25 protein-coding genes are annotated in these 25,443 nt (G+C 65.5%); 8 read left to right on the forward strand and 17 right to left on the reverse strand.

Features of this window, described 5'->3' with window-relative positions; genetic code table 11:
• Positions 1-56 precede the first annotated feature (56 nt).
• Together NN4_RS19085 and NN4_RS19090 are read right to left on the reverse strand one after the other, a co-directional pair.
• A complete protein-coding gene (locus NN4_RS19085; protein ID WP_147132948.1) occupies positions 57-263 on the reverse strand; it encodes a hypothetical protein in 207 nt (68 codons plus the stop codon).
• Positions 263-583, reverse strand: a complete 321-nt coding sequence (locus NN4_RS19090) for a hypothetical protein (RefSeq protein WP_135234103.1) — start codon at positions 581-583, stop codon at positions 263-265. The genes NN4_RS19085 and NN4_RS19090 overlap by 1 nt, the downstream gene beginning before the upstream one ends.
• A gap of 325 nt (positions 584-908) precedes the next feature.
• Between NN4_RS19090 and NN4_RS19095 the strand changes: the two genes are divergently transcribed.
• The 4 genes from NN4_RS19095 to NN4_RS45030 all read left to right on the forward strand — a co-directional run bounded on the left by NN4_RS19095 (position 909) and on the right by NN4_RS45030 (position 2,698).
• Entirely contained in the window at positions 909-1,841 is a 933-nt protein-coding gene (locus tag NN4_RS19095; RefSeq protein ID WP_135237710.1) for a helix-turn-helix domain-containing protein, read from the forward strand.
• Positions 1,838-2,041 carry a DUF397 domain-containing protein gene (locus tag NN4_RS19100; protein WP_107653434.1) on the forward strand — a complete coding sequence of 68 codons (204 nt, stop codon included), beginning with the start codon at positions 1,838-1,840 and terminating at the stop codon, positions 2,039-2,041. The genes NN4_RS19095 and NN4_RS19100 overlap by 4 nt, the downstream gene beginning before the upstream one ends.
• A 96-nt stretch (positions 2,042-2,137) precedes the next feature.
• Positions 2,138-2,365 (forward strand): DUF397 domain-containing protein, encoded by a 228-nt coding sequence (locus NN4_RS19105; RefSeq protein WP_147132951.1) that lies wholly within the window; start codon positions 2,138-2,140, stop codon positions 2,363-2,365.
• Between the two features lie 195 nt (positions 2,366-2,560).
• Complete coding sequence (locus NN4_RS45030; RefSeq protein ID WP_228540563.1) at positions 2,561-2,698, forward strand: hypothetical protein; 138 nt, start codon at positions 2,561-2,563, stop codon at positions 2,696-2,698.
• Positions 2,699-2,747: 49 nt separating this feature from the next.
• On the opposite strand, the gene NN4_RS19110 is transcribed toward NN4_RS45030, so the two are convergent.
• Genes NN4_RS19110 through sdhC form a run of 3 tightly spaced genes read right to left on the reverse strand, consistent with a single transcriptional unit; the run spans position 2,748 to position 6,313 of the window.
• Entirely contained in the window at positions 2,748-3,494 is a 747-nt protein-coding gene (locus tag NN4_RS19110; RefSeq protein ID WP_147132954.1) for a succinate dehydrogenase/fumarate reductase iron-sulfur subunit, read from the reverse strand.
• Positions 3,495-3,496: 2 nt separating this feature from the next.
• Positions 3,497-5,437 carry a fumarate reductase/succinate dehydrogenase flavoprotein subunit gene (locus NN4_RS19115; protein ID WP_147132957.1) on the reverse strand — a complete coding sequence of 647 codons (1,941 nt, stop codon included), beginning with the start codon at positions 5,435-5,437 and terminating at the stop codon, positions 3,497-3,499.
• Positions 5,438-5,467: 30 nt separating this feature from the next.
• A complete protein-coding gene (sdhC, locus tag NN4_RS19120; protein WP_147132960.1) occupies positions 5,468-6,313 on the reverse strand; it encodes a succinate dehydrogenase subunit SdhC in 846 nt (281 codons plus the stop codon).
• Between the two features lie 455 nt (positions 6,314-6,768).
• Here sdhC and NN4_RS19125 point away from each other — a divergent pair, with 455 nt between their 5' ends.
• Positions 6,769-7,983, forward strand: coding sequence for an acetyl-CoA C-acyltransferase (locus NN4_RS19125; protein ID WP_147132964.1), 1,215 nt, complete (start codon positions 6,769-6,771; stop codon positions 7,981-7,983).
• 116 nt (positions 7,984-8,099) lie between these two features.
• Here the strand turns inward: NN4_RS19125 and NN4_RS19130 are convergent, their stop codons facing one another.
• The 8 genes from NN4_RS19130 to NN4_RS19165 form a co-directional block, all read right to left on the reverse strand.
• Positions 8,100-8,387 (reverse strand): Rv0250c family protein, encoded by a 288-nt coding sequence (locus tag NN4_RS19130; protein WP_107653429.1) that lies wholly within the window; start codon positions 8,385-8,387, stop codon positions 8,100-8,102.
• A gap of 257 nt (positions 8,388-8,644) precedes the next feature.
• Entirely contained in the window at positions 8,645-9,610 is a 966-nt protein-coding gene (locus NN4_RS19135; RefSeq protein WP_147132967.1) for an alpha/beta fold hydrolase, read from the reverse strand.
• A 350-nt stretch (positions 9,611-9,960) separates the two neighbouring features.
• Positions 9,961-10,299: a hypothetical protein gene (locus NN4_RS19140; protein WP_147132970.1), complete on the reverse strand. Its 339-nt coding sequence runs from the start codon at positions 10,297-10,299 to the stop codon at positions 9,961-9,963.
• An 80-nt stretch (positions 10,300-10,379) separates the two neighbouring features.
• The gene (locus tag NN4_RS19145; RefSeq protein WP_147132973.1) at positions 10,380-11,159 is read right to left on the reverse strand and encodes a hypothetical protein; all 780 of its coding nucleotides are present in this window, start codon (positions 11,157-11,159) and stop codon (positions 10,380-10,382) included.
• Positions 11,160-11,173: 14 nt separating this feature from the next.
• On the reverse strand, positions 11,174-11,485 hold the full coding sequence (locus NN4_RS19150) for a hypothetical protein (RefSeq protein ID WP_147132976.1): 312 nt from the start codon (positions 11,483-11,485) through the stop codon (positions 11,174-11,176).
• Between the two features lie 71 nt (positions 11,486-11,556).
• Positions 11,557-12,735, reverse strand: coding sequence for a hypothetical protein (locus tag NN4_RS19155; RefSeq protein ID WP_147132979.1), 1,179 nt, complete (start codon positions 12,733-12,735; stop codon positions 11,557-11,559).
• Between the two features lie 339 nt (positions 12,736-13,074).
• Positions 13,075-15,030, reverse strand: coding sequence for an acyl-CoA dehydrogenase family protein (locus tag NN4_RS19160; protein WP_147132982.1), 1,956 nt, complete (start codon positions 15,028-15,030; stop codon positions 13,075-13,077).
• Positions 15,031-15,184: 154 nt separating this feature from the next.
• Positions 15,185-16,366, reverse strand: a complete 1,182-nt coding sequence (locus NN4_RS19165; protein ID WP_147132986.1) for an ATP-binding protein — start codon at positions 16,364-16,366, stop codon at positions 15,185-15,187.
• Between the two features lie 159 nt (positions 16,367-16,525).
• Between NN4_RS19165 and NN4_RS19170 the strand changes: the two genes are divergently transcribed.
• From NN4_RS19170 to NN4_RS19180, 3 genes are all read left to right on the forward strand, one after another.
• Positions 16,526-16,804, forward strand: coding sequence for a hypothetical protein (locus NN4_RS19170; protein ID WP_107653427.1), 279 nt, complete (start codon positions 16,526-16,528; stop codon positions 16,802-16,804).
• Between the two features lie 408 nt (positions 16,805-17,212).
• A complete protein-coding gene (locus NN4_RS19175; protein WP_308633330.1) occupies positions 17,213-17,845 on the forward strand; it encodes a C40 family peptidase in 633 nt (210 codons plus the stop codon).
• Between the two features lie 2 nt (positions 17,846-17,847).
• The gene (locus NN4_RS19180) at positions 17,848-18,267 is read left to right on the forward strand and encodes an RNA-binding S4 domain-containing protein (RefSeq protein ID WP_246180951.1); all 420 of its coding nucleotides are present in this window, start codon (positions 17,848-17,850) and stop codon (positions 18,265-18,267) included.
• 70 nt (positions 18,268-18,337) lie between these two features.
• On the opposite strand, the gene NN4_RS19185 is transcribed toward NN4_RS19180, so the two are convergent.
• The 4 genes from NN4_RS19185 to NN4_RS19200 form a co-directional block, all read right to left on the reverse strand.
• On the reverse strand, positions 18,338-18,715 hold the full coding sequence (locus NN4_RS19185) for a hypothetical protein (RefSeq protein WP_147133158.1): 378 nt from the start codon (positions 18,713-18,715) through the stop codon (positions 18,338-18,340).
• A gap of 74 nt (positions 18,716-18,789) precedes the next feature.
• Positions 18,790-20,505, reverse strand: coding sequence for a fatty acyl-AMP ligase (locus NN4_RS19190; RefSeq protein WP_147132989.1), 1,716 nt, complete (start codon positions 20,503-20,505; stop codon positions 18,790-18,792).
• A complete protein-coding gene (locus NN4_RS19195) occupies positions 20,502-25,076 on the reverse strand; it encodes an SDR family NAD(P)-dependent oxidoreductase (RefSeq protein WP_147132992.1) in 4,575 nt (1,524 codons plus the stop codon). The genes NN4_RS19190 and NN4_RS19195 overlap by 4 nt, the downstream gene beginning before the upstream one ends.
• On the reverse strand, positions 25,073-25,312 hold the full coding sequence (locus tag NN4_RS19200) for an acyl carrier protein (RefSeq protein WP_135234088.1): 240 nt from the start codon (positions 25,310-25,312) through the stop codon (positions 25,073-25,075). Before NN4_RS19200 ends, NN4_RS19195 begins: the two co-directional genes overlap by 4 nt.
• Positions 25,313-25,443 lie beyond the last annotated feature (131 nt).

The following is a 25,443-nucleotide window of genomic DNA, read 5'->3' on the forward strand; positions in this document are numbered from 1 at the left end:
CGTCGCGCAGAGAACGGTAACGGATCGGGCTCGGCTCCGGTGGGTGTGGCGTTTCCTCAGGACGGCAACGCGCGCTCGTCGAGCACGCATTTGCCCGCCTCGACCAGCGTCGTGCGCGCGCGCCGCCGCACCCGGCACCGGTCGACGGTGCAATCAAGGTGCAATTGCATTGCGGCATGGGCTTGTTCGACGGTCATGACCCCCGGATCGGCGCCGCAGGCCAGCAGGGCGGCCACATGCATGTTCAGGTTGGTCAACTGCATCAGGAGACACCCGCCCCGTGCGCCCCGGCGGTCCATCGATGTCGGGTGGGTGCCGGACGATCCTCCGGCCAGGAAGATTGCCGCACGGCCATGCCGACCGCCTCCAGCGCGGTCAACCCGACCTCATCGGCGAGTTCGCCGACCAGATCGAGCAGGGTCGGCACCACCTCGGCAACCCGCAGCGCGGCAACGGCTTGCGCACACGTCAGGGTGCGGCCGGGCAGGTAGGAAACCACCCAGCTCCCGTGTCCGACGCTGCGCGCGCGATGCGCGGTGAGATCGCTGGTCATCAAGGACGACGCAATGACATGTACAGCCATGACTCCTCGTTCCTGCGGGCGACTCCTGCTGAGTGCCCGGAGGTTTCGCGGCGGGACGCCGAGGATGGCGTTCGATCCCTCCGGGCATACTTCCAGCACACCATTGACGGGGGCGCGAAACAACGCCCGCGATGGATATCCAAAGATTTCGCGCGAATTCCCAGCACGAAAACCAGCCGGGAGGGGAGGATTCTCCATAGTGGACGAAAGCGCCCGCTGCCCAAGCGAAGTGACGGGGGACCGAGCTTGCTGGTTGCCCCCGGAAAACCACGGGTGAGCAGCCGAACACAGAACGGAGCGTGCTGTGTCAGCGAGTTCGGCAAGACTGTCAGCGAGTTCGGAGCGAGCGTCCGGGGGGTCCGACAGACCGACCGGTACCGAGAGCGCCTCCTCCACCCTACCGCGCAGACAGCTAGGCAGGTATCTACGCGACTGGCGCACCCAGGCGGGCCTGACCATCGCTGAGGCCTCGCGGCTGATGGAATGGGGCGCAAGCACTTTGCAACGCCTGGAAAAAGGCCAGGCCGATCGCATCCGCACCATCGACATTCAGGAACTGTGCCGCATCTACGGCATCCCCGACGAGCTCGCCGACGGCCTCAAGGGCCTGGCCCAGCAGGCCGCGGTCAAGAGCTGGTGGCACGCCTACGGTGACCTGATCCCGGAGAACTTCGATGTCTATGTCGGTTTGGAAGCTTCGGCCCAGCAACTCAGTTCGTACCAGTCCGAGTTGGTGCTCGGTCTGCTGCAGACTGCGGACTACGCCAGGGCCCTGCATCGTCTCGGCTATCCGGACGATTCCGAGGCCGAGCTCGAACGCCGGGTCCAGCTCCGGTTACAGCGGCAGGCCTTGATCACCAGGAAGGCCTCGCCCGCGACCGTTGCCGTGGTGTTGCACGAGTCGGTGCTGCGCCGGGTGGTCGGTGGCGCGAAAGTGATGGCGGCGCAGCTAAGACATATTGCGGATTTGAGTACCAATGACAATGTTGCGGTGCGTATTCTGCCGTTCGCGGCCGGTATTCCGCTCGGGGATTCAACGGGACCGTTCACTGTTCTGGAGTTCGGTACCGATAGCAAAGGGCAACCGGTAGAACCACCGGTTGTGTATGTGGAGGGTTTCACCGGAGATCTCTACTTGGAAAGACCGGTCGATGTGCAGCGGTACCATCGGGCACACGAGTGCCTCCAGCGCGCCGCGCTGGATATCCAAACGAGTAGACATCTGCTTCGGCAGATAGCGAAGGAGTTTGCGGCATGAGTATCGATCTTATTGGGGCGCAGTGGTTTACCAGCGCCCGCAGCGGCAGCAAGGATTGTGTGGAAGTCGCGTTCCTCGGCGGCGGACATGTCGGCGTGCGCGACAGCAAGAATCCCGGCGGCCCGGCCCTGGTTTTCACTCCCACGGAATGGGATACGTTCACGGCCGGTGTGGCGGACGGTGAATTCGCGCGGGCGTGAAGCGGTTTCGGTAGTTGCGGAGTTCGACCGTGCGTGCACGAATCCATGGACAACGGGCTGCTTTCGAAGCAGCCGTAGGGGCAGTGAGGCGGAGTCATGAGTGTCAATAACGGCGCGAATGTCGATCTGGACGGCGCGACCTGGCGTAAGGCCGATGCGGGCGCGGGCAACGACAGCGTCGAGGTAGCCATGCTGGCAGACGGTCACGTAGGCCTACGTGACGGCAAGAACCCGGACGGCCCCGTTCTGGTCTTCACCCCGAGCGAGTGGGCCGCGTTCACCGCAGGCGTGCACGACGGCGAGTTCGACCGGCCCGGCGCGTAGCCAGCGGAGCCCGGCCGCGTCCGAACGCGCGCCGGGCTTCATTGCGTCACGAGCGGATCAGCAAGATCACGAAATGGCACAAATCGGGCAACAAAACGGGTTTCGCCACGAGAATTTTCGGGTAGTTAATCTTTTGTGGATCGTGGGCTGAAAGGTTCCCACTCCCGGTACAAGAAATTGCGACCTGGGGACTGGGTGGAATGGTTGATCGTCGCGTTGCTGTTCGCAGTGACGTCGATCGGTCTGTTCATCCTCACCGGCTCACTGATGTCATCGCTGTTCATCGGCGTACTCGTGGGAGTTGTCGCCGTCGGTGTCGTGGCCATGCTGTGAGAGAGATGTGCCCGCCGGCCGAGGATGATTCCGGCCGACGGGCACCTCGTCAACGACGAAACAGCTTGTTGCCCAACCACACCAGCGGATCGTATTTCTGATCCGCCACGCGTTCCTTCATCGGGATCAACGCATTGTCGGTGATCTTGATGTGTTCCGGGCAGACCTCGGTGCAGCACTTGGTGATATTGCAGAGACCGAGCCCCTGCTCGTCCTGTGCCAGGCCACGCCGGTCGCCGACATCCAGCGGGTGCATCTCCAATTCCGCGATCCGCATCAGGAACCGCGGCCCGGCGAACGACGTCTTGTTCTCCTCGTGGTCACGCACCACGTGACAGGTGTCCTGGCACAGGAAGCACTCGATGCACTTGCGGAACTCCTGCGAGCGCTCGACATCGACCTGCTTCATCCGGTAGTCACCCGGCTTGAGATCCGCAGGCGGCGTGAACGACGGTATCTCCCTGGCCTTCTGGTAGTTGAAGGACACGTCGGTGACCAGATCCTTGATCACCGGGAAGGTGCGCATCGGGGTCACCGTGATGACCTCGGCCTCGGTGAAGGTGGACATCCGCGTCATGCAGAGCAGGCGCGGTCGCCCATTGATCTCGGCCGAGCACGAACCACACTTGCCCGCCTTGCAGTTCCAGCGCACCGCCAGATCGGGCGCCTGCGTGGCCTGCAGCCGGTGGATGATGTCGAGCACCACCTCACCCTCGTTCACCGTCACGGTGAAATCGTGCAACTCACCGCCGTCGAGGTCGCCGCGCCATACGCGGAATTTGGCGTCGTAACCCATCGCTACGCCTCTCGCTCTGTCGATTGCCCGGCCGTCGCCGGATGCCCGGCGATTTCGTCGGGGGTGTAGTACTTTTCGAGCTCGCCGAGTTCGAAAAGGGCGAGCAGTTCCGGTCGCATCGGGGTCTGCTCCTTGGGCGTCACAGTGACGTCCGGGATGGTCTCCCCCGCCGTGTTCGGATCCACCGCACACACCAGCAGCTTGTGCCGCCAGTCGGGATCCATCGACGGATGATCGTCGCGCGTGTGCCCGCCGCGACTCTCGGTGCGCAGCAACGCGGCCTTCGCGACGCACTCGCTGACCAGCAGCATGTTCTCCAGGTCGAGCGCGAGATGCCAGCCCGGGTTGAACTGCCGGTGCCCCTCGACGGTGACCTGCTTGAACCGGGCCCGCAGCTCTTCGAGCTTGCTGAGCGCCTCGCGCACCTCGTGCTCCTTGCGGATGATGCCGACCAGGTCGTTCATCGTCTGCTGCAGATCGGTGTGCAGAGTGTACGGGTTCTCACCCCGGCCGTCGGAAGGCGGATCGAACGGCGCCAGCGCGACTTTCGCGGCCGCGGTGATGTCGGCGTCGGTGATCGAGGGCCGCTGCGCGAGCTGCTCGACATACGCGGCGGCGCCGAGCCCGGCCCGGCGGCCGAAGACCAGCAGATCCGACAGCGAGTTGCCGCCGAGCCGGTTGGAGCCGTGCATGCCGCCGGAACACTCACCCGCGGCGAACAATCCGGGCACAGTCGCCGCCCCGGTATCGGGATCGACTTCGATGCCGCCCATCACGTAGTGACAGGTCGGGCCCACCTCCATCGGCTCCGCCGTAATGTCCACGTCGGCAAGCTCTTTGAACTGATGATGCATGGACGGCAGCCGGCGCTTGATCTCCTCGGCGGGCATCCGCGAGGCGATATCGAGGTAGACCCCGCCGTGCGGTGTGCCGCGACCGGCCTTGACCTCCTCGTTGATCGCGCGCGCGACCTCGTCACGTGGCAGCAGGTCAGGGGTTCGGCGCGCGGAATCGTTGTCGCGCAACCACTGATCGGCCTCCTCCTCGGTCTCGGCGTACTGCCCCTTGAAGACCGGCGGGATGTAGTCGAACATGAACCGCTTGCCCTCGGTGTTCTTCAGCACGCCACCGTCACCGCGCACACCCTCGGTGACCAGGATGCCCTTGACGCTGGGCGGCCAGACCATGCCGGTTGGGTGGAACTGCAAGAACTCCATGTTGATCAGCGTCGCGCCTGCGCGCAGCGCGAGCGCGTGGCCGTCGCCGGTGTACTCCCACGAATTCGAGGTCACCTTGTACGACTTGCCGATGCCGCCGGTCGCGAGAACCACTGCGGGAGTTTCGAAAAGCACGAATCGGCCGGACTCGCGCCAATAGCCGAACGCGCCGGAAATGCGGTCGCCGTCCTTGAGCAGCTCGGTGATGGTGCATTCGGAGAAGACCTTGATGCGCGCCTCGTAATCGCCGGTCGCCGCGTAATCCTCCTGCTGCAGCGAGACGATTTTCTGCTGCATGGTGCGGATGATTTCCAAGCCGGTGCGGTCACCGACGTGCGCGAGCCGCGGGTAGGTGTGGCCACCGAAGTTGCGCTGGCTGATCCGGCCGTCCGCGGTCCGATCGAACAGCGCCCCATAGGTTTCCAGTTCCCACACCCGGTCGGGTGCCTCCTGGGCATGCAGTTCGGCCATGCGCCAGTTGTTGAGGAACTTGCCACCACGCATGGTGTCCTTGAAATGCGTTTGCCAGTTGTCCTTTTCGTTGGCATTGCCCATCGATGCGGCGCAGCCGCCTTCGGCCATCACGGTGTGCGCCTTGCCGAACAAGGATTTGCACACCACCGCGACGGAATGGCCGTGTTCTCTGGCCTCGATCACCGCGCGCAATCCTGCGCCACCGGCCCCGATGACGACGACGTCGTACTTGTGCCGTTCCACTTCTGGCATGGCCGCGAATACTCCTGGGGTTGGGGCGGGTCAGTTGATGAACCGCAAGTCCGAAATCTTCTCGCTGGCAACCAACATGACGTAGAAGTCGGTCAGCACGAGGGTGCCGAGGGTGGTCCAGGCCAGTGCCATGTGCCGGGTGTTCAACTTCGAGACCTGGGTCCAGAACCAGTAGCGCACCGGATGGGCGGAGAAGTGCTTGAGCCTGCCGCCCGCGATATGTCGGCAGGAATGACAGGACAGGGTGTATGCCCACAGCAGGATCACGTTGACCCACAGGACGATGTTGCCGAGACCGAAGCCGAAGCCGCCGTCCGCACCGTGGAAAGCGACGGCCGCGTCGTAGGTATTGATCACCGAAACCACCACGGCCACATAGAAGAAGTAGCGGTGCGCGTTCTGGATGATCAGGGGGAGCTTGGTCTCGCCGGTGTACTTGGCGTGCGGCTCGGCGACCGCGCAGGCCGGCGGGGAGAACCACACCGCGCGGTAATAGGCCTTGCGGTAGTAGTAGCAGGTCAGCCGGAAACCGAGCAGGAACGGCAGCACCACGAAGCCCAGCGGCAGGATCGCGGGCAGATCGCCGAACGGCGTGCCGAAGTGGCTGGAGCCCTCGACGCACGCGGTGCTGAGGCACGGTGAGTAGAACGGCGTCAGATAGTGGTAGTCGGCGACCCAATAGTGGTCGCGCGCATAGGATCTGACCGTCGCGTAGATCACGAACGCGGCGAGGCCGAGCACGGTGATCGCCGGCGGAATCCACCAGCGATCGGTGCGTAGCGTGCGTTCGGAGATTCGAGCCCTGGTCCTGCTGAAGACGCCGGTCCCCGTTTCCGAGGTGGTGCTGCTGCTGGTGGTAGTCGGTGCGGCACTCACTGGTGGATGCCTCGCTGATCTGCTGTGCGGGTGGTCATCGTTACCTCCGCAATCGAATGTGATGCCCAGCACCATACGACACCCTGGCTATCGCTCGAGCGGGGTCCCGGCATTCCAGACCCGCCGGGATGCCCGTGATTTGCGCCACATTCGATGTCGCTTCAACAGAACCGGTCGGACGGTGAACGGACCGCAAACTCTTCGAACTCGACTAAAACAGAACACGATTCGAGGCAGGTGCGCGTAAAGGAAACCTGGGGTCGAAATGCCGACGCGCCCATCGTCACACGGCGGCAACATATCTGTGGTCCTCTTTTTCCGAGATGTGCCCGCTGACGTGCGCCGATGTCCGCGTCGCGAACGTCGGATCCGGTGGCGGCAGCCTGCTCGACCACCATGGCCTGCCGAGCGCCGCTGCTCGGACATGACGCCAGGCCGGGGGAAGGAAGACCATGATGCGAAGAGCCGCGATCGTCGCGCCGGTCCGTACGCCCAGTGGGATCGAAGGGGGTGCGCTGTCGGGAATGCCGCCGGAGTGGCTGGCCTCGACGGTGCTGTCCGCGGTGATCGAGCGCTCCGGCGTCGACCCGATGCGCATCGAGGATGTCGCGATGGCCTGGGGTCTGGCCGACGGGCCGGAGTTGAGCAGGCTGGCCGCGCGCGGCGCCGGGCTACCGTTCGCGGTTCCCGGCTTCCTTACCGATCGGCGCTGCGGCAGCGGCCTGCAGGCGGTGATCACCGCGGCCATGATGGTGCAGACCGGCGCCGCCGAGGTGGTGGTGGCGGGCGGCGTCGAGTGCGCCGCGGATGCGACTGTCCGCCAGGGGGATTCGGCGCGGGTCGCCGATCTGCGCAATGCCGAGGAGCTGGCCCGCCACTACGGCATCAGCCGGGCCGAAGCCGACGAGTTCGCTGCGGCCAGCCATCGCAAAGCCGCACGCGCCTGGCGGCAGGGCACCTTCGCCGCCGAGGTGATCCCGGTCGGCGTGGCCGGCGAGCCGGGCTGGTCCGCCGCGGATGTCGAAGGCACCGGGGGACACCGGATCCTGCGTGACGAGGGTGTGCGCGACGACGTCTCCACCTACACCTTGGCCGCGTTGCGCCCGTTGTTCGCCAACGGGGTGGTGACCGCAGGCAATATGACTGCACACCGGCACGGCGCGTCGGCGTGTCTCGTGGTCGCCGAGGAGCGGCTGGACGAGCTGGGCCTGACGCCGATGGCGTATTTGGCCGGCTGGGCCGCGGCCGGATGTGCCTCGGCGACGGCGACACTCGGTGCGGCGCCCGCCGTGGCCAAGGTGCTCGGCCGCACCGGGATCGGACTCGACGAGATCGATCTGGTCGAGGTCAACGAGGGTTTCGCGGTGGAAGTGCTTGCGCTGGCGCGGGAATGGGATTTCGATCCGCGGGATCGGCTGAACGTGAACGGTTCGGCCATCGCACTGGGTCACCCGGTGGGTGCCACCGGCTTGCGGATCATGACCACGATGCTGCACGAACTCGCCCGCACGGGTGGCACCTACGGTCTGGAGGCGATCGCGCTCGGCCACGACCACGGTATCGCCGCGCTGTTCGAGTCGGCCTCGGCCGCCCCGATCACCGAGACTCCGCGCGGTGCCCGATTCCACGGCGCCCGCCCGGCTCGGCGGTTCGGCCGCCATCGGGCCTGACCGCGCCGGGGATCGGGCCTGACCTCATCGGGGACCGGGCCTGAGGTTGCCGGGCTTGGACGCGACTTCGCGGGCCCACCGGCACGGAGCGGGCCCGCGAAGTTGTCGATCGTGCGCTACTCGGTCCGCGGGCGGGAGTGGAAACCCAGCCCTTCGTCCTGCGCGCCCATCCAGGCCGCCTCGTCGGACTTGCTGTCCGGGACGTAGATGGTGTCCTGCGGGCGGCGGCGGACCTCCGGCGGCGGCGACTGCTCGAGCTCGTCGGCGTCGATGACGAGCCGCTCGAGATCGTTCTCCAGCCGCCGCACCATATTGGCGTCACCGTAGTGGGCCCGCAGTGCGCCGATGGATTGCCGGAGCTGGCCGACCGTGTAGCGGAGTTCCGCGATTTCGCTGCGTGTCATCGATACCTCCTGTGTTCCGGGCAGACATGCGAACTCGGTGGGTAACGGGTACTTCCGTGTCCTGCCTGGAAGCGCGCTGCACCAAGCCGTGTGACTCACCACACAACGTGATCTTTAACACAGTACAGAAAGATTCCTGATCTGGCTCGTCAGCTGCGAATCTTCGGCAGTTCGCCCAATTGTTGCTCAGCCTCCGGCATCGCGCTTCGTGTGAACCGACGGTGGGTCAATTTCGGTGCTCCCGGCCCGCTCGGCACTCATCCGGCGACGGCGTACTCCGGTCCCTGCCCGCGCAGACTCGCGACGACCTGATCGACCAGACCGACGATGGACAGCGCGACCTCCTCGGCGCGCTCGAAGATCACGCTGTGCCCCGCCCCTTCGAGCGGAACCAGCTGCGAGCCGGCCAACTGCGAGGCGAGCACCACCGAATGCGCGAACGGCACCACGATGTCTGCCGTGCCCGCCAGCACCAGCGCCGGGATGGCGCCGAGACGGTGCAGGGTCGCGGTCTCGTCGAAGGTGATCAGCGAGGCGAGGAAGCTCGACATGGTCAGCAGCGGCGTGTCGTTCAGCATGGCGGTGGCGACCGCGACCATGCGCGGATTCACCTTCCTGGTGCCGGAATTCGCGGCCCGGATGATCGGCTCGAAGATCCGGCGGGACAGCCGCTTCGAGCCCTGCATGACGCGCGGCGCGCGAACCACGGCCACCTGCAGCGAGTTCACCGCGCGCCGCTTGAGGAACCGGCCGAGGCCCACCTCGGTGATGCCGTTGGCGGCGCCCGCGATCAGGCCGACGCCGACGATGCGGGTGCCGATCATCTCCGGGAACAGCCGGGCGTAGGCGAGCACGACCATCGCGCCCATCGAATGCCCGATCAGGATCACCGGCCCGGTCGGCGCGACTGTCCGCAGTACGGCGTCGAGATCGTGACCGAGCTGGTCGATGGTGTACGTCGACGGGTGGGCCTGCCCGGATTCGCCGTGACCGCGGTGGTCGTAGAACACCATCCTGGTCTCGGCTCCCCACTGACGCAGCAGTTGGTCGCGCAGGAAGCGCCACGATTCGGTGCGTAAACAGTGGCCGTGGGCGAACACCACGGTGACAGGTGCGGTGTCGGTGCCGAACACGCGGACCGACAGTGGAACGCCGTCGTCGGCCGACACTGTGACACGGTGACCGTCATAGCCTGCGGCGCTGCGGGCGATGATCATGGACATGACGTCCTCCTGGGGAGGGTGCATCCTCGCGGAGCGTTCTTGCCCGGTTGTCGATATATATTTCCGCCGCGTTAGCAGGTCATACCCGGCGTTATGGACAAGTTGTCCAACTGACGCACGGGAGGTATCCGACACTGCCCCGCTACGATCGTCCGCCGTATCTACGTTTCTATAGGAAAATGACTAGAGTCTGACAGATAGCACTGATCGGTTGATCGTGACCGAGGGGTAGGGAACATCTGCGAGCTCGCCTAGAGACCGCTAGAAACCTTGAGACGGTCGCGACAATACGGTTATCTAGACCGTTCTAGCGTTTTCTATATAGTTACCAAGACTCATCAAGAGGTTGCTCACGTCCCTTTACCGAAGGCCTCGAATCGTCGACTGCAACGTTCATATAATGCATGGAGAGAGAAGATCAGCATGAAATAGATCGGGATCGACAAGATTTCCCAGTTCTCATTCCGCACGGTTAAGGCCGCGGATACCACGATGAGGGCATATGACGTGAAAAATGCTGTGCGAATTACGGTAAGGAGATGTCCGCTGGGTGGCCGTCGATGGCAGATGGCGACCGCCGACAGCGCCACCGTCAATGCCACTCCGATGGCAATGCGTTGCACTACACCGACTCCCGCATATTCCCCGACGAAGGTGAACAGGAGTCCACACCCGATCAAGATGGGCACAACTGCTAGAACAAGGAGCCCGAACACTCGGACCCGCAGCTCCCACTCCGTTTCGCGCCGGGCCCCGGGCTCGGACATCATTACACTATCTTCCAGTTGGACTTGTTGTCCCCGTCGACCGATGCATCGTTGAAACTCGAGGACTGCGAGTCCGGCCACTTTCCTTCGGGGAACGATCTTTCCAGATCGCTCATGGCCTTTATCTGGGCGCCGAGAAACGTGGCCAGGGCGGTGCAGGCTCCCCAAATGGCTGCCGTGGATACCCCGGAGGTAGCGGCAATGTCGGCGATGCTGACAGGCGCCCCGACTCCGGTGATCAGCTCAGCGATGGCCCTGGCGAGACCGAGGAGGAATTCGGCACAAATTACCAATATGCCGACATAGAAGGCGAGGCCACCGACTGCGGCATCCAGCATCCCGCTCCTCGCCTTATCGGCGATATCAGAAAATGTCCCAGCGGCACCGACCTGGCTGGTGCACGTCTGCATATATGCAGTCCGAGCGCTACCTTCCCACCTTCGAAGCGCTTCCACGTTGTTGGGATCGATACCTTGCTTGACCCCGGCGGAAACGTCACGGATGTCAGCCCAGTCCTTGCTTCGCAAGTACATTTCGTACGGCGCACGCACGCCATGGTAGATCTCTTTGATTTTGTCCCATATCCACTGACAAATCTCGATGACTTTATCTGCGCAAGTCTTGATGAGGCGCTGGAGCGGGGGAAGAAGTCTTACGTAAGGTAGATCCAATGCATCGCTCTTGGCATTCGGAACTTCGACCTTTATTGCATTGTCTACTTTGGTAAAGAATTTATCCAAGCCATCGAGCACGGAATTGTACTGAGAGATATCGAAACTCATAATCGCCCCCCTGGTCACCAGACATTGTCGATGCGGTGCTTGCCTGCCGCGTCTTCGGCTTCGTAAGTATCGGCGCATGTGCGCAGCACGCCGGCTACTTCCGTGAAGCGTTGCGATGCCTCACCTGCACGGCTGGCCAGATCGTTGACAAGTTTGTCATTCGCGCCGGTGATTGTAAAGAACAAGCCGGCCTCGAGATGAGTAAACGTCAACGTCTCTATCTTCGCCTTGAGGCCTGACATATCAGTGGCCTTGCCCTCCCAGAGCGCCGCATCGTTGCGGAGTGAGCCGGTTGCGACCTCGAGCTTCTCTGCATCAGCACCCACTGCTGTTCCCCTCTGATCTACTCACTCGACTCGTAAGTTATGAATCGGCGGCTATTGCTGGTGCAGTAAGTTCACCGTGCATCGGACGGCGGATGAATCTGCAGATTGGCAATGGCTTGAATAGCTTCACCAATCAGCGTACTGGGTGAAATCTCCGAATCGCCATCGTTCGATGTAATTCGCTGGCGATATGCCTGATTATATGACTCGCTGATCGCCAATGCAATCCGGCCGCCACCCGCATCCATTCCCCAGGGAATGCGGACCGAGCAGTCGACGATGCCATTCTTGTTCAACGTGATTGATGCGTACAGTTCATTCTCGCCGCCGACGGAAGCCGTGAATTCTCCGACTTTTGATTCTGTGGGATCTCCGTCAAGCTTACGAAGAGCTTTTTCAAGCATCTGCTCCACGCTGACCGGTTGATAATGCGAGGGCTGTGGCGGGCTGAAACTTGTAGGCGTTGCGGAAGTAATATCGAGCTCTTCGAGTCTGTCGATTGTACCGTTCTCCGCCGCTGCGATGCTGGTCAACTCGAGGCGCTTTATCTCCGCGTTCTTCACCGCCTGTACGAAGGCCGGGCCGATGCCATTTTGGTCGAGGTATAGATGCCAGTTCTCCGAAACGACAACTTGATTCAATTCGCCTGTGCCTGTCACGGTAACCTGTACGGCCCCTGTGCTGTCATGCGCAGTAGTGTTCGATGGCCCGGCGGAGAAGGCTTCTTGCATCAAGTCTGATATTGCCCTGGTATACCCATGAAACTTGGCAAGGTCGTCGAGGAGGCTGCCGAAACCGGGCAAGTCTGCCGGTTGATCAGGTCGTGAAGCGGACCCGGAAAAGGTCGAATGCGCGGAACTCGTTGTCGGCAATTCAACGGGATCGGTCGGCGCAGCGGGAGCGGGCCCGAACGAGGGAGAAGGGGTGGTCCGGGGTTGCGCGATGGAGTCCGCAGGACGAGCCTTTGGCGTCGGCCGGAGCGGTTCCTCATCCCAGTGTTCGTCAGGATCGTCGTAATGGTTGTAGAAACCGCCTGCCATCACCACACCTCGCAGCGATTGCCGGTTGCCAACGCGATCGGTGTGGTGTTTTTTGAAGTTTGCATCAACCCCCCGTTCACGTTCGCCGCCGCTTACTAGGCGGTCGCGCCCACCTTCGCTGGCATCGATCTGTTTGTCAAACCCTGTCGGCGTGCAATGGTGCCTAGAGCCAGCCGGCGTGCTCGTGATGTCCTTGGTCGGCTCAGGCAAGGAGACGTATGCAACGGCTTGTTCGGCTTCCAGTCGCGGCAAGGCTGTCGGTCGGAGTGGTCGTCTATCGCAGGGAAGGCCCTCGGCGGTTGTTGGCGTCTGGGTCGGCGATCGACAGCTCGAAGGTGACCGAGGCGGCGATCGACAGCCGTCAACCGGGTGCGGATGTGACTGCGTAGCGGGCTGGCGCGGCGGCGGAGCCACCCACCGATCAGGGTAATCTAAGCTGTTCTAGTGTTTTTGAAATAGAAGATAATAGTCTCCAATGAGGGCACCCGCCGGACGTCACGTTCGTGGCACAGCGTTATCGAACGTGACGCCCGGTGAGCGGCCGACCGTTTACGGGGTGGCGGTGCTGCGGGTGGACGGGAGGAAGGGGCGCAGCAGGTTCTCCTCGGTGGACGGGCCGACCTGCCACTCGGCGATCCAGGGACCGGTGCCCTCGCTGGGGTCGAACACACCCTCCTCCAGCCAGGTGTAGCGACCGGTGAGCACGCCGCGGGTCAGCGCGCGATCGTCGTCGTCGGTGTTGTCCCAGAGCCGGTCGAACAGGCTGCGCACCCGGACCCTGGCCTGCTTGCAGAAGGCGTCGGCGAGCTCTGCGGCGGCGTTGGCCTCCGGCGCGCCCGCGTTGTGCAGTGCGTGCGCGCGTACGCAGGCCGCCGACATGGCGAACAACTCGGCGCCGATATCGACGATCCGGCCGAGGAAGTTCTGCTTGTACTCCAGCTTCGCCTGCCAGCGGCCCATCGCGTACATCAGCGACCTGGCCTGTTTGCGCGAGCTGCGCTCGATGAAGCGCAGATGCTTTGCCAGCGAGCCGAATTCGGTATAGGTCGCGGGTACGGTGCCCGAGCCGACCGCGAGCTGCGGGAACCACTTGGCATAGAAGCCGGTCGCGCCGACGGCCGCCTTGGCTTTGTCCTTCAACTCGGCGTTGCGGTCCACCAGCGCGCCTGCGGCCGCCATGTGCGCGTCGGCCATCTCCCGAGCGATCAGTAGCCGCATGATCTCGCTGGAGCCCTCGAAGATCCGGTTGATGCGCAGATCGCGGACCAGTTGTTCGGCGCCGACCGCGCGTTCACCGCGGGCCGCGAGCGAGGCCGCCGTCTCGTAGCCGCGGCCACCGCGGATCTGCACGAGTTCGTCGGCGATGGTGCAGCTCATCTCGCTGGCCCACAGCTTGGCCAGCGCCGCCTCGATCCGGATGTCGTTGCGCGCCTCGTCGCACATGGCGGCGGACAGGTCGAGTGCGGCCTCGAGCGCGTAGGTGGTCGCGGCGATGAAGGAGATCTTCTGGCCGACCGCCTCGTGCTCGCCGACCGGCCTGCCCCACTGCACCCGCTCGGTGCTCCACTCCCTGGCGATCTTCAGCGACCACTTCGCCGAGGCGGTACACAGCGCCGGGATGGCCAGCCTGCCCGCGTTGAGGGTGGTGAGCGCGATCTTCAGGCCGTCGCCTTCGCGCCCGATGAGGTTGGCCCGCGGCACCCGCACGTTGTGCATCCTGGTGACGCCGTTCTCGATGCCGCGCAGGCCCATGAACGCATTGCGCCGCTCGACGGTGATGCCCGGCGAATCGGCCTCGACCACGAACGCGGAGATACCGCCGCGATGGCCCTCGCTCTTGGGCACCCTGGCCATCACCACCAGCAGCTCGGCCACCACACCGTTGGTGGTCCACAGCTTGACGCCGTTGAGCTCGTAGGCCGTCCCGTCGTCGACCGGAGTGGCGGTGCTCGCCATCCTGGCCGGGTCGGAGCCGACGTCGGGCTCGGTGAGCAGGAAGGCACTCACCGCACCCGCGGCGCAGCGGGGCAGGAACTCCGCCTTCTGCTCCGCGGTGCCCGCCAGCTTCAACGGTTCGGGTACGCCGATGGACTGGTGCGCCGAGAGCAGCACGCCCAGGCTGGGATGGGCCGAGCCGACCAGCATCAACGCCCGGTTATAGCCGAACTGGGAGAGTCCCTGCCCGCCATAGGATTCCGGAATCTTCAAGCCGAAGCAGCCGAGCTCGGCGAGCCCCTTGACGTACTCGTCCGGGATCCGGCCCTCCGCCTCGATCACCCCGCCGTCGATGGACTCGCAGAACGGCCGCAGCCTGGCGAGGTAGGCCGCGGTGCGGGCGGCATCCTCCGGGCTCGGCTCCGGGTAGGGGTGGATCAGATCGAGCCGGAACCGCCCGAGGAACATCTCCTTCGCGAACGATGGTTTGGCCCAGCTGGTTTCGCGGGACTCCTCGACCAGTGCGCGGGCCTGTTCTTCGGTGGCGTCGACTTTCGCGGCTGTCGCCATGATGTCCTCCTCGGACGTGATCAGGATCACATACGAGTGTAAGAACTTTAGTTACCGGCCGGTAGGGCTGCAGGTCGATTGATTTCTATCGATCTCTAATGATCTTGGTAGACAGGCTAATTCGAGGCTATCCGATCGTTCGCTCTTCAGAACGTCAGACGCTGCGCAGGTAGCGGCCGAAGTGCGGCACGGTGAATCCGATGGTGCCGCGCTCGGCCGAGTAGATCAGGCCCTTCTTGATCAGGCCGTCGCGCGCGGGCGAGAGGGAGGCGGGTTTGCGGCCGAGTTCGCTGGCCACCGCCGAGGTCGCCACCGGGCCGTCGTCGCCGGCCAGATCCGCCATGGCGCGCATGTATTCGCGCTCGGCCGGCGTTGCCCGTTCGTAGCGGGAGCCGAAGAAGCCGACCGCCAGCTCCTCTTCCGCGGTCGGCGAGGCCACCTCGACGTCCTCGGCCGTGATCGGGCTCTCCGGCGCCTGGTCCCAGGCGGCCTTGCCGTAGGCCTGCACAAAGTACGGATAGCCATCGGCCTTGTGGTAAAGCGCATCCAGCGCCTCGTCGGTGAACTTCACCTCTTCGCGCTCGGCGGGCGCGATCAGCGCGAGGTCTGCGGATTCCCGGTCGAGTCGATCGATGCGGTGGTAACTGAACAGACGCTCCGAGTAACTCTTCGAGGCGGACAGCACCGCGGGCAGATGCGGCAACCCGGCCCCGACCACGATGAGCGGCGCTGCGTCCTGGCTCAATTCGTGGCAGGCACCGCAGATCGCGGAGACGTCGGCCGGGCCGAGGTCCTGCATCTCATCGATGAAAATCGCGATGCCGACGCCGATCTCGCTGGCCAGCGCCGCCGCCTCGACCAGCAGCTCGACCAGGTCGATCTCGATGTCACCGGAGTCCGCGCGCCCGGTCACCGCGGGTACGTCGATACCGGGCTGCCAGCGTTCGCGCATGCCCTTGTCGGCGGTGGCGCGCAGCGCGAAAGCCTTGAGGATGCCAAGGAAGTCGTCGACCCGCTCCGGATTGCGGTGGGCCATGGCGATCGCGCGGACGGCCATATGTAGCGCCGAGGACAGCGGGCGGCGTAGCTCCTGGTCCGGCCTGGCCTCGATCTTGCCGGTGCCCCAGCCGCGCGAGATGGCGGTGGAGCGAAGTTGGTTGAGCAGCACCGTCTTTCCGACGCCGCGCAACCCGGTGAGCATGACGCTGCGTTCCGGGCGGCCGCGGGCGACGCGTTCCAGCACGATGTCGAAGGCGGTGAGTTGCTTGTCGCGCCCGGCTAATTCGGGTGGGCGCTGTCCGGCTCCGGGAGCATACGGATTCCGCACGGGGTCCATACCCTGACACCGTAGCCCGTTCGGTCCGGAGAATCTGCCCGTATCTACGGCGTGTCCTAGATACGCCTAGCGGAAGGTATTGCACGATGACACTTGCACTATTGCTATAGGCCCGGAACTCACTACGCTGGTGGCGTTTCCGGCGAGTATCGGAGGGGCATGTCCGACGAACCCACCCCCACCACGGCCGAGGTGGTCGAATCCTGGAACGTTCCGGCGGGTGCCACCGTCGCGCGGCGCATCCGCTCCAACATTCTGGTGGCGATAGAGCGCGGCTATGACGATCCGCAGCTGGTGGCGGACCTGGCGGTCGGGCCGTTGGTGATGGCGCTGGGTCAGCTGGAGGTCGGGCTCGCCGATGCGCGGCGCCGGATCATCGAACTCGAGCGGGCGCTCGCCGAACGCGACGATGAGTCCTCGAACGGCCACGAATCCTGAATTCCCAGCGGCCGATTCGGACATTTGCCGCCGATCGGTAACGGACACCGCTGCGCCGATATCGTGTCGTGACCTTGTGGGCGTGTCGCGTTTCCGGGCGATCGTCCAGCGGGTTTGCCGAGAGTGAAAAACTCGCAGGTCTGTGCGCTGGACAACACCGCGTCGGCATCGTAATCTCTTCGTGACTTAGTGGAGTCCTGTCGCTTCGAAAGAGAAGCGGCGCCACGGAGTTACCGCCTTAGCGGCCGTCGGGGCCATCTTCCCGGCTGTCGTGCCGGGATCACCCACAGGGTTCATTCGGGTGATGCCTTGCGGCCATTTTCTGGTCAGCTAGCCCGGTCGGCGGGAAAGCACGAAGATCGGAGACGTAGCTCGGTGGGTAAACACAGCATGCAGCGGGATTCTCGCTTGCCGAATTCCGTCAAGGGTGCCCTCGTGATGGGCGCGGTGGCCGCGACAACCGGTGCCATGCCGGCGATTCCCGCGATGGCGGCAACCGTCAGCATTCCCGGCCTCGGCAACTTCGACGTTCCTGTTCCACAGGAATACGAGGCGCCGGTCCAGCAACTGAACCAGCAGATCCAGCAGGCTGTCTCGGCTATGCCGAACGCGCAGCTGCCCGGTGCACCGCAGCAGGCGGCGCCCGGCGTTCCCAACTTCGCGCCGAACATGCCCGGCATGTTCAATCCCGCTCCCAGTGCCAGTGATATCGCGCTCGACGCCGCCAAGACCAAGGTCGGCGCGATGTACTCCTGGGGTGCCGCGGGCCCGTCCAACTTCGACTGCTCGGGTCTGGTCCAGTGGGCCTACCGGCAGGCCGGCGTCGAACTCCCCCGCACCAGCTTCGAGCAGTCGCACGTCGGCGCTCCGGTGGCCTTCCAGAATCTGCAGCCCGGCGACATCGTCATCACCAACGGTGGTAACCACGTCGGCATCTACGCGGGCGACGGCAAGCTGCTCAACGCCGTCCAGTCCGGCTCGCCCGTCTCCTACACCCCGCTCCGCCCCGGCGACGTCGTCACCGCACGCCGTATCGTTTAAGGGTGACCCCCGCCGATAACGGCATCCGTACCAACGGAAACAAGAGCACTGCGACGCAGGCCCGAGTCGATTCCTGGACTTGGGCCGTGCGCCTGTTCAAAACAAGATCCGCCGCCGCCGCGGCCTGCCGAGGCGGTCACGTCCGCGTCAACGGCGTCGCGGCCAAGCCCGCCCAGCCGGTCAAGCCCGGCGACGAGGTGCGTATCCGCGTCAGCGGCCTCGAACGCATCGTGATCGTCGAACAGATTGTCACCAAGCGCGTCGGTGCTCCCATCGCCGCCCAATGCCTGATCGACCGCAGCCCGCCGCCACCGCCGCGCGAACTCCTCGCCGCCCTGCCGCGCCGCGATCGCGGCTCCGGGCGGCCCACCAAACGTGAACGGCGCGAGACGGATCGGCTCCTCGGTCGCACCGAAGAGTGAATGTTCAGGTCGAAGCTCGCGTGGCCAGGTAATTCACCGCAGCGATGTTGTGAACGCGCCAGCGGGAAGATCACGGCATCGCGGCAAGTTTCGCCGGAATAGCGATGTTCTCGTCAGCCCAGTGGATCGCACAGACCCGGTGGTAACCGTCGGCGATCACCATCGGCGCCCCGGTGCGAAAGTCGCCGCGCACCAACAGGATCGGCGACAACGCCTTGCCATTGTGAATCTTGATCAAATCGCGGCGGACGTGCAGGTTCTCCGGTGGCAGCAGCTCGAGCCGCGCGGCACGAAGAATGTCCTTGGCCTTCTTGTGCACGATCGGGGCGGCCCGCAGATCGTCCACCACCGCGCTGACGATCTTCGGTCCGGCCAGCAACTCCAAGTAGTCGGCGGCTGCGGGGTAGTCGTGCGCCTCGGGGACGTCTTTCCACCGCACAGCGATGATCTCGGTTGCCATAGGCCACATCCTCGCGGCCGACCGGCCGGATCGGCGGGACCTCGACGGTGTTTCGGCCGAGCTCAGATCATCGCCACCGGCTCGAGCTGACCGGCGATATAGCGGGCACGGCACTCACCGCGGCGCAGCTTCCCGCTGGTCGTCTTGGGTATGCGTCCTGGCTCGACCAGCATTACCGCACCGGGTATTACCTCGTGTGCGGCCGCGACTTCCGCGCGGATCCGGCGGGCAAGCGCCGAGAGTTCGGCGGGCTCGATGGCCTCGACGGCGGTCAGTTCGGCCACGATCACCAGATCTTCACGGCGCCCGTCGTCGTGCCCGAACGCCGTCACATGGCCGGGCCGGATCGCGGCGGCGCAGCTCTCGACCGTCGCCTCGATATCGACCGGAAAGTGATTGCGGCCGTCCACCACGATGACATCCTTGCGGCGTCCCGCTATGTAGAGCTGACCGTCGAACCAGAAGCCGAGGTCGCCGGTGCGCAGCCAGCGGGCGTCGCTGCCGCGCAGGGTGGCGTGGAAGGTCTCGGCCGTGGCGTCGGGTCTGCCGTGGTAGCCGTCGCACACATTGGCGCCCGTGACCCAGATCTCGCCGACCCGGCCGACGGGCAGCTCGACGCAGGAAACCGGGTGCACGATGCGCACGTCCTGACCGATCGGTGCCCCGCAGCCGACCAGCGGCGCACCGCCGAGCGGTGGCGGTTCGGCGGCATGCGGCACCGCCCGGCCCTCGGCGAGCGCACCACGGTCGAAGTGCTGTGCCACCGGCGGTTTTCGCCAGTCACCGATGGTGACGGTCAGTGTCGCCTCGGCCAGGCCGAAGCCGGGCGTGTGTGCCTGATGCCGGAAGCCGTACTCGGCGAACGTCGCGGTGAATTCCGTGAGGGCCTCGGCCCGAATGGGTTCGGAGCCGTTGAGCAGCATGTCGAGGCAGGACAGGTCGAGTCCGGCCCGCTCCTCCGGCGTTGTCGCCGAAATAGCAAGGGCCAAACCGAAATTCGGCACACCGGTGATTCCCGCGCGGTAGTCGCTGACGGCACGCAGCCACCGGATCGGGCGCTTGACGAATTCCGAGGGGGACATCGTCACACCGAGCACGCCGCAGTAGAGCGGCAGCGCCATACCGAGGATGAGACCCATGTCGTGGAAGAACGGCAGCCAGGTCAGAATGGGCTTGTCCGGCGAGGGTGCCAGCGCCTGACAGAGCTGTTCCAGTGCAGTCGTCATGTTCGCGTGGGTGACCCGCACGCCGGCGGGCGACTGGGTGGAGCCCGAGGTGTATTGCAGATAGGCGAGGTCGGTGCGGATCGGGTCGATGACCGGTTCGGCCGAATCCGCAGGCGGCGCAGTGACATCCGACGGGAGTTCGAGCACCTGGCCGAGCATGGGACCCAGTACGGACGAACTGGTCGAGTCTCCGTGCGAGAGCAAGGCGAGCGTGGGCCGCGCATCGGCGAGTACCGCGAGCAGCCGCTCCTTGTTGCGGGTACCGGCCGCCGGGAACAACGGCACCGCAATGCGATTGCTGTACAGGCAGGCGAGAAACGCGACCGCATAGTCGAGTCCGTGCGCGCAGAGGATGGCGACCCGGTCGCCCGGTGCGCTGCCGTCCCGGATCCGTTCGGCGAGTTCGCCTGCGGCGGTATGCAAGCGGGCATAGGTCATGTCGACGGGCAGCCGCTCGTGTATCCGGTAGCGCAGCTCGGTGCAGGCCACCGTGTCCGGCCGGGACGCGGCCCACTCGGCGATCCGGGCGGCGAGGCTGTTGCAGGCGGTCATGGGGCCTCGCCGAGGTGCGCGTCGACCAGGCGGCCGAGGGTGTCGGATGGATGGCGTTCGGCCGTGCGGGTGTGCTCGGACGAAGCCGTCATGGGAGCAAGCAGATTCGTCAGCCGCGTCGCCATGGGTGCGGTGTCGGCGGACGGGGTGTAGTCGACGGCCAAAAGGTATGCCCCCGTGAACCGCAGCGCGTCGGACAGCAACGCGGCCGCACTGCGGGCGTCGAAGCCGGCTATGCCCGCCTGCCGTGGCGGTACTGCCGGACCTATCGTCCACGCACCCCAGCCGATGCTGAGCACGCCCCGCCCGGGGTGCGCCAGTGCGAGGGAATCCATCGCGGCGTTGGCAGCGGCTTCGGCGGAATGGCCTGGTCCGCCGAGTGCACCGGTGGCCGCGGAGAACAGCAGAATGAAGTCGGTCGGGTCGGCCGAGGTGAGTCCGATCAGATTGCTTGCTGCGGTCAGCTTGGGCGAGAACACTTCGGCCAGTTGCCCCGGGGTGGTCGCGTCGAAGGTTGCTTCGGTCGCTGTGCCTGCGGCGTGTACGACACCACGGATGGTCGAGCCGCATTCCCGAATGTCGTTGAGCGCGTTCGCGAGATCGCGCCGATCGGCGGCGTCGCAGCGGACGATGACGATCCGGTCCTCCAGTCCGTCCAGCAGTGCGGGCACCGGGCGGGGCGCGCGGGTGAGCACCACCACGTCGCGTGCCCCGGCATCGAGCAGCCAGCGCACCGCGACCGCGCCGACCGCACCCAAACCACCGGTGACCACGTAGGTGCCGGTGGCGTCGACGGTGGCGGTCGGAGTAGGACGAAGCTGTGCGGGGCTGAAGCGCCGGATCGCGAAAGCGCCTGCCCGGAGCCGTATCTCGTCGAGAAGCCGGGTCGAAGCGCTCGGTCCCCGAGCAACGAGCCGACTCAACGGTGCGACATTCCTGAGATCCGTGTCGATCCAGATCAGGCGCACCGGAAGGTCGGATTCGAGCTGCAAGGAGCGAACCAGACCGGCAATGGCCTGGGGGGCGGCCAAGGCATCGGTATCGGTGCTCAGCAGCCCGGACGCGGTGGTTCGTTCGACGGGTTCCGGCAGCACAACCGTCAGGGACCCGGTGCCGTCGTCGGCATGCACGCGTTGCAGCAGGTCGAGTACCCGGCAGGTGGTCGCGGTGGCACTCCGGCCGGGGCCGATGGGGTCGGATAGCGTGGCCGAAGAGGCTGTTTCGGATGGCCAGACGAGGACAACGGCAGTGTGCGCGCTACCGGTACCCGACATCGGCAAGGCGGTGATGAGGGTACTCGCGGCGTCGGGTTCGCGAGCGACCCGCTCGGTGGGCAGGGTGGTCGAGAGTGTGTCGGACAACCGGATCGCCAGTTCCGAATCGCCGATTACCAAGGCGCGGATGGCGATCGGGTGGTCGGGAGCGCAGCTCGCTGTGCCGAAGAAGTCGGTGTCGTGCGACTCCCACATCTCCTGGCGGAAAGGTACCCGCCGCTCGGTATCTCGTGGGCGCACGGAAAGACGTGCGGAAGGGCTGGATTCCGCAAACCGGATACGCACGCCGCACATCGCCAGACACGGCACGCCGTGCTGGTCGGTGCCGATGACGTCGCCGCTGAATCCGGTGTCGGTACGCTCGCGGAGCAAGGCGTGCGCCTCCAGCACCACCCGATTCGGTTCGGCCGACAGCCACACGGAGTCGATGCCGATCGACAGCGGGCTCGCCCCCGTGGGCATCTCATCGAAGGCAATCGCACCGAGCAGATGTAGGCAGCCACTCAACGTTGCGGCACTCCGCGTTTCAGCGGCATCGAACACGCCGACCGCCCGGTCAGGACCCGTCGCGATGCCGCGCAGCGCGCGGAAACGCGGTCCGTACTCGAGCCTTAGCGCGCGCAGCGCGTCGTAGAAGGCGGCCGGTGCGATGACCCGCATGCGGTGCCGCCCAGCCCGGTTGGCATCCACCACTCGCATCCATGCGACGATATCCGCGGGTGTGGGGTCGCCGCCGGGCCGCGCCGATGCCAGCGCTGCGGCCGCCGTGACCTCCGCCCGTACACTTCCGCCGTGCCTGCGATAGCGGACCGCGGGCAGCGCCGCGAGATCGAGCCGCTCGTGCAGCACGAAGTCGGTGAGCATCGTCGCGGCAGCGCCGCTGGTGCGGGTCAGCTGCAGCAGCCCGAGCAGCCAGAAAGTCGCGGGCACGGTCGGTACGCCGTTGATCACGTGGTCGGCGAGATCGTCAGAGACGGAAGCGGATTCGGTCGACTCCGGTGCCGCTATGTCGGTAGCCAGGGGGAATCGACGCTTGCGCCACACCCGCCGTGGTGCGGTACGGAACGGGCCTTGCGCGGACCAGTCGACCGGTCGCCCTTCCAGATGGAGTCGGGCCAGGCAGGTCAGGAAAGCGCCGGCCTCGTCGGCACGAGTCGCCACCGGGTGAGCGCCGCCATGGAATTGGGGGTACTCCTCGACCGCCAAAAGCAACGAGGGATGTGGCGCGAGCTCCAGCACCGTCGAGAGTCCGTCCGCGGCGGCCCGCTCCAGCGCGGCGGCGAGATCGACTGTCCGCGAAGCATTCTCGGCCCAGTACTTGCCGTCCAGCACTGCGGTGTCGATCAGCTCGCCGCGGCGGGTGGTGGAGTACAGCGGAGTGTGCGGTGCCGTCGGTGCCAAGTCGGCGAGCGATTCGATGAACTCCGCAGGGACGGTGGCGAGGCGCGGGTACGCGGCGGACTCGTCGGTGAGCCGCAGCACAGGCAGGTCGCGGCGCTTGGCCCGCCGCACCAGCGTATCGATGTAGCGCGGGGTGCCCGAGACGACCACCGACCGCGGACCGTTGATCGCCGCGACGGCGACCTGTGCGCGCATCGGCTCCACCAGTTTCACCACCAGATGCGACGGTGCGAGCAGCAGGGCTACCGCGTCACTGTCCACAGATTCGGACAGGATCGCGCTGCGCCGCAGCACGACCCGCGCCGCATCCGACACCGACAGCGCGCCGCCGACCACGGCCGCGGCGATCTCACCGAGACCGTGCCCCACCACCGCGTCCGGCCGAATACCCCACGTCGCGAGCAGTTCCGCCATCGCCAAGTGGAACGCGAAAATCGCGGGATGGGCGAATGTGCGTGAGCCGTTTCCATTGCTCGCAGCGCCGATGGCGAAGCCGTGCCGTGGCGTCCAGACCCGAGGCCCGCCTGCCGTAACGATCGCGTCGGCGACCCTGGTCAACGCGGCCGCGAATGTGCTGTGCCGGGCGGCGAGTGCCCGTCCCATGGCGAGATGTTGTTCGCCTGTACCGGTGAACAAGAACAACAGTCCGCCCGGCCTTCGAGTCGGGGACGGACCGATCACCGCTCTGCTCGGATCGCCGTCTGCCAGCGCGCGCAGCCGATGCACCGCATCGTCACGGGCGTCGGCCAGCACACACGCCCGTGTCTGCTCCGGCATCAATCGTGAGGCAGCGGAGGCGATTTCACGCAACGGCTCGGTACCGGGTTCGAGTCGGTCGGCGAGCCGGAGCGCCTGTGCGCTCAGTTCATCGGCGTCGCGCCCGGTGATGGGGATGAGCACCGGCGGATCGTCGCTGCGGACCAACGGTGATGTCTCGATGCGGCGCAGTACGTGCGCGGCGTCGGTGTCGAATGCGCTGATGCCCCAGTGGGTTTCGCTCGGTCGCGCAGCGGTCCAATCGCCAGGCGCGGTGGACACCTGTGGACTGTGCGCACCGGCCGTAGCCGTGCCGGCTCCGTCGTGAACAGACAGTGCTGCCTCGATCAGTCCGATCAGGCCTGCGCCGGCCGTACGGTACATGTCGTCGGAGGCCGTCGAGCCGTTCCGGATCTGTTCGGTTGGCGATGAAATGCCCTGTGTAACAACGGAACACGATGTCGTAACGAGTTCCGCGTATACCCGATTGCCTTCACGCAACGCGTCGCCGGTGCGCTGCATGATCACCACGGCGCAGGCGGCACGGCGTACATCGCCATCCAAATCAAGGGAGTCCGGTGAACGGAATCCGTTCTCCGCGAAGTAGTCCGATGCGAGCAGCGGCAGATCGACCCCGCCCACGATGGCGAACGGCACCGCCTCGTCGACGAGCAGCCGGACCGCCAAGTCGACGGCTACCAACGACGATCCCGCGCTGTCCACCACCAGGCTCGGCCCGTGTAGCTCCAGCGCGGCGGACAACCGAGTGGCGACGCCGCTGAGCGCGGTGCCGGCGTGCGGTACGTCGAATCCATCCCGGCCGAGCATCGGGCTGTGGTCGTAGCCGAAGAGCACCGCGGCCCCCGAACCTCTGGTGCGATAGCCGATACCGGCATCATCGATGGCCTCGACCGCGACCTCCATGGCCATCCGTTGCCGCGGATCCAGCAGCGCCGCCGCTTGGTCGGCGATGGCGAACCATTCGTTGTCGAACCACGCGGTGTCGTCCGGATATTCGCCGCGCGGCGCGTCCCTTTTCGGACCGGTAGCGTCGCGCCCCAGCAGCCCCCGGAATTCGTCGCCTTCGGCTCCCGGCACGCGGCAACCGATCCCGATGATGGATACCCAGGGCCCCGTCATCGCATCGCGAGATACTCGACCAGCCGGTCTATGTCGGGGTAGTCGTACATCGCGGTGAGCGAAACCTCCACCCCCATCGCGTCCTCGAGGCGTGCCGTCAACCGCGCCAATTGGGTGGAGTTCAGGCCGAGATCGGTGAACGGCGCGTCGGTGCAGACGGCGGTCGCATCGACGCCGAGCAGCTCCGCCACGGCCGTGACCGCCGTGGTGGTGAGCGCCGCACGACTGCGTACCATCGAGCTCCGATCCATCCCGAGACGTACTACCCCCGCAACGGCGGCTCGTCTCGACCGCCCAGGTACCCCCCGCGATTATGCCGAGATATCGCACTGTGGAGAAGAGTCTCTTGCGCGGCATGCGCCGCGAA

It is taken from the genome of Nocardia ninae NBRC 108245, assembly GCF_007990755.1.
GTDB classification, from domain to species: Bacteria; Actinomycetota; Actinomycetes; order Mycobacteriales; family Mycobacteriaceae; genus Nocardia; species Nocardia ninae.

Excerpts from the sequence above, each read along its gene's own strand:
- NN4_RS19115 (WP_147132957.1), bottom strand. The coding sequence starts at position 5,437 with ATGCCAGAAGTGGAACGGCACAAGTACGACGTCGTCGTCATCGGGGCC.
- NN4_RS19130 (WP_107653429.1), bottom strand. The coding sequence starts at position 8,387 with ATGACACGCAGCGAAATCGCGGAACTCCGCTACACGGTCGGCCAGCTC.
- NN4_RS19195 (WP_147132992.1), bottom strand. The coding sequence starts at position 25,076 with ATGACGGGGCCCTGGGTATCCATCATCGGGATCGGTTGCCGCGTGCCG.
- NN4_RS19190 (WP_147132989.1), bottom strand. The coding sequence starts at position 20,505 with ATGACCGCCTGCAACAGCCTCGCCGCCCGGATCGCCGAGTGGGCCGCG.
- NN4_RS19100 (WP_107653434.1), top strand. The coding sequence starts at position 1,838 with ATGAGTATCGATCTTATTGGGGCGCAGTGGTTTACCAGCGCCCGCAGC.
- NN4_RS19125 (WP_147132964.1), top strand. The coding sequence starts at position 6,769 with ATGCGAAGAGCCGCGATCGTCGCGCCGGTCCGTACGCCCAGTGGGATC.
- NN4_RS19170 (WP_107653427.1), top strand. The coding sequence starts at position 16,526 with ATGTCCGACGAACCCACCCCCACCACGGCCGAGGTGGTCGAATCCTGG.
- NN4_RS19165 (WP_147132986.1), bottom strand. The coding sequence starts at position 16,366 with ATGGACCCCGTGCGGAATCCGTATGCTCCCGGAGCCGGACAGCGCCCA.
- NN4_RS19110 (WP_147132954.1), bottom strand. The coding sequence starts at position 3,494 with ATGGGTTACGACGCCAAATTCCGCGTATGGCGCGGCGACCTCGACGGC.
- NN4_RS19090 (WP_135234103.1), bottom strand. The coding sequence starts at position 583 with ATGGCTGTACATGTCATTGCGTCGTCCTTGATGACCAGCGATCTCACC.
- NN4_RS19105 (WP_147132951.1), top strand. The coding sequence starts at position 2,138 with ATGAGTGTCAATAACGGCGCGAATGTCGATCTGGACGGCGCGACCTGG.
- NN4_RS19145 (WP_147132973.1), bottom strand. The coding sequence starts at position 11,159 with ATGAGTTTCGATATCTCTCAGTACAATTCCGTGCTCGATGGCTTGGAT.
- NN4_RS19085 (WP_147132948.1), bottom strand. The coding sequence starts at position 263 with ATGCAGTTGACCAACCTGAACATGCATGTGGCCGCCCTGCTGGCCTGC.
- NN4_RS19200 (WP_135234088.1), bottom strand. The coding sequence starts at position 25,312 with ATGGTACGCAGTCGTGCGGCGCTCACCACCACGGCGGTCACGGCCGTG.
- NN4_RS19135 (WP_147132967.1), bottom strand. The coding sequence starts at position 9,610 with ATGTCCATGATCATCGCCCGCAGCGCCGCAGGCTATGACGGTCACCGT.
- NN4_RS19160 (WP_147132982.1), bottom strand. The coding sequence starts at position 15,030 with ATGGCGACAGCCGCGAAAGTCGACGCCACCGAAGAACAGGCCCGCGCA.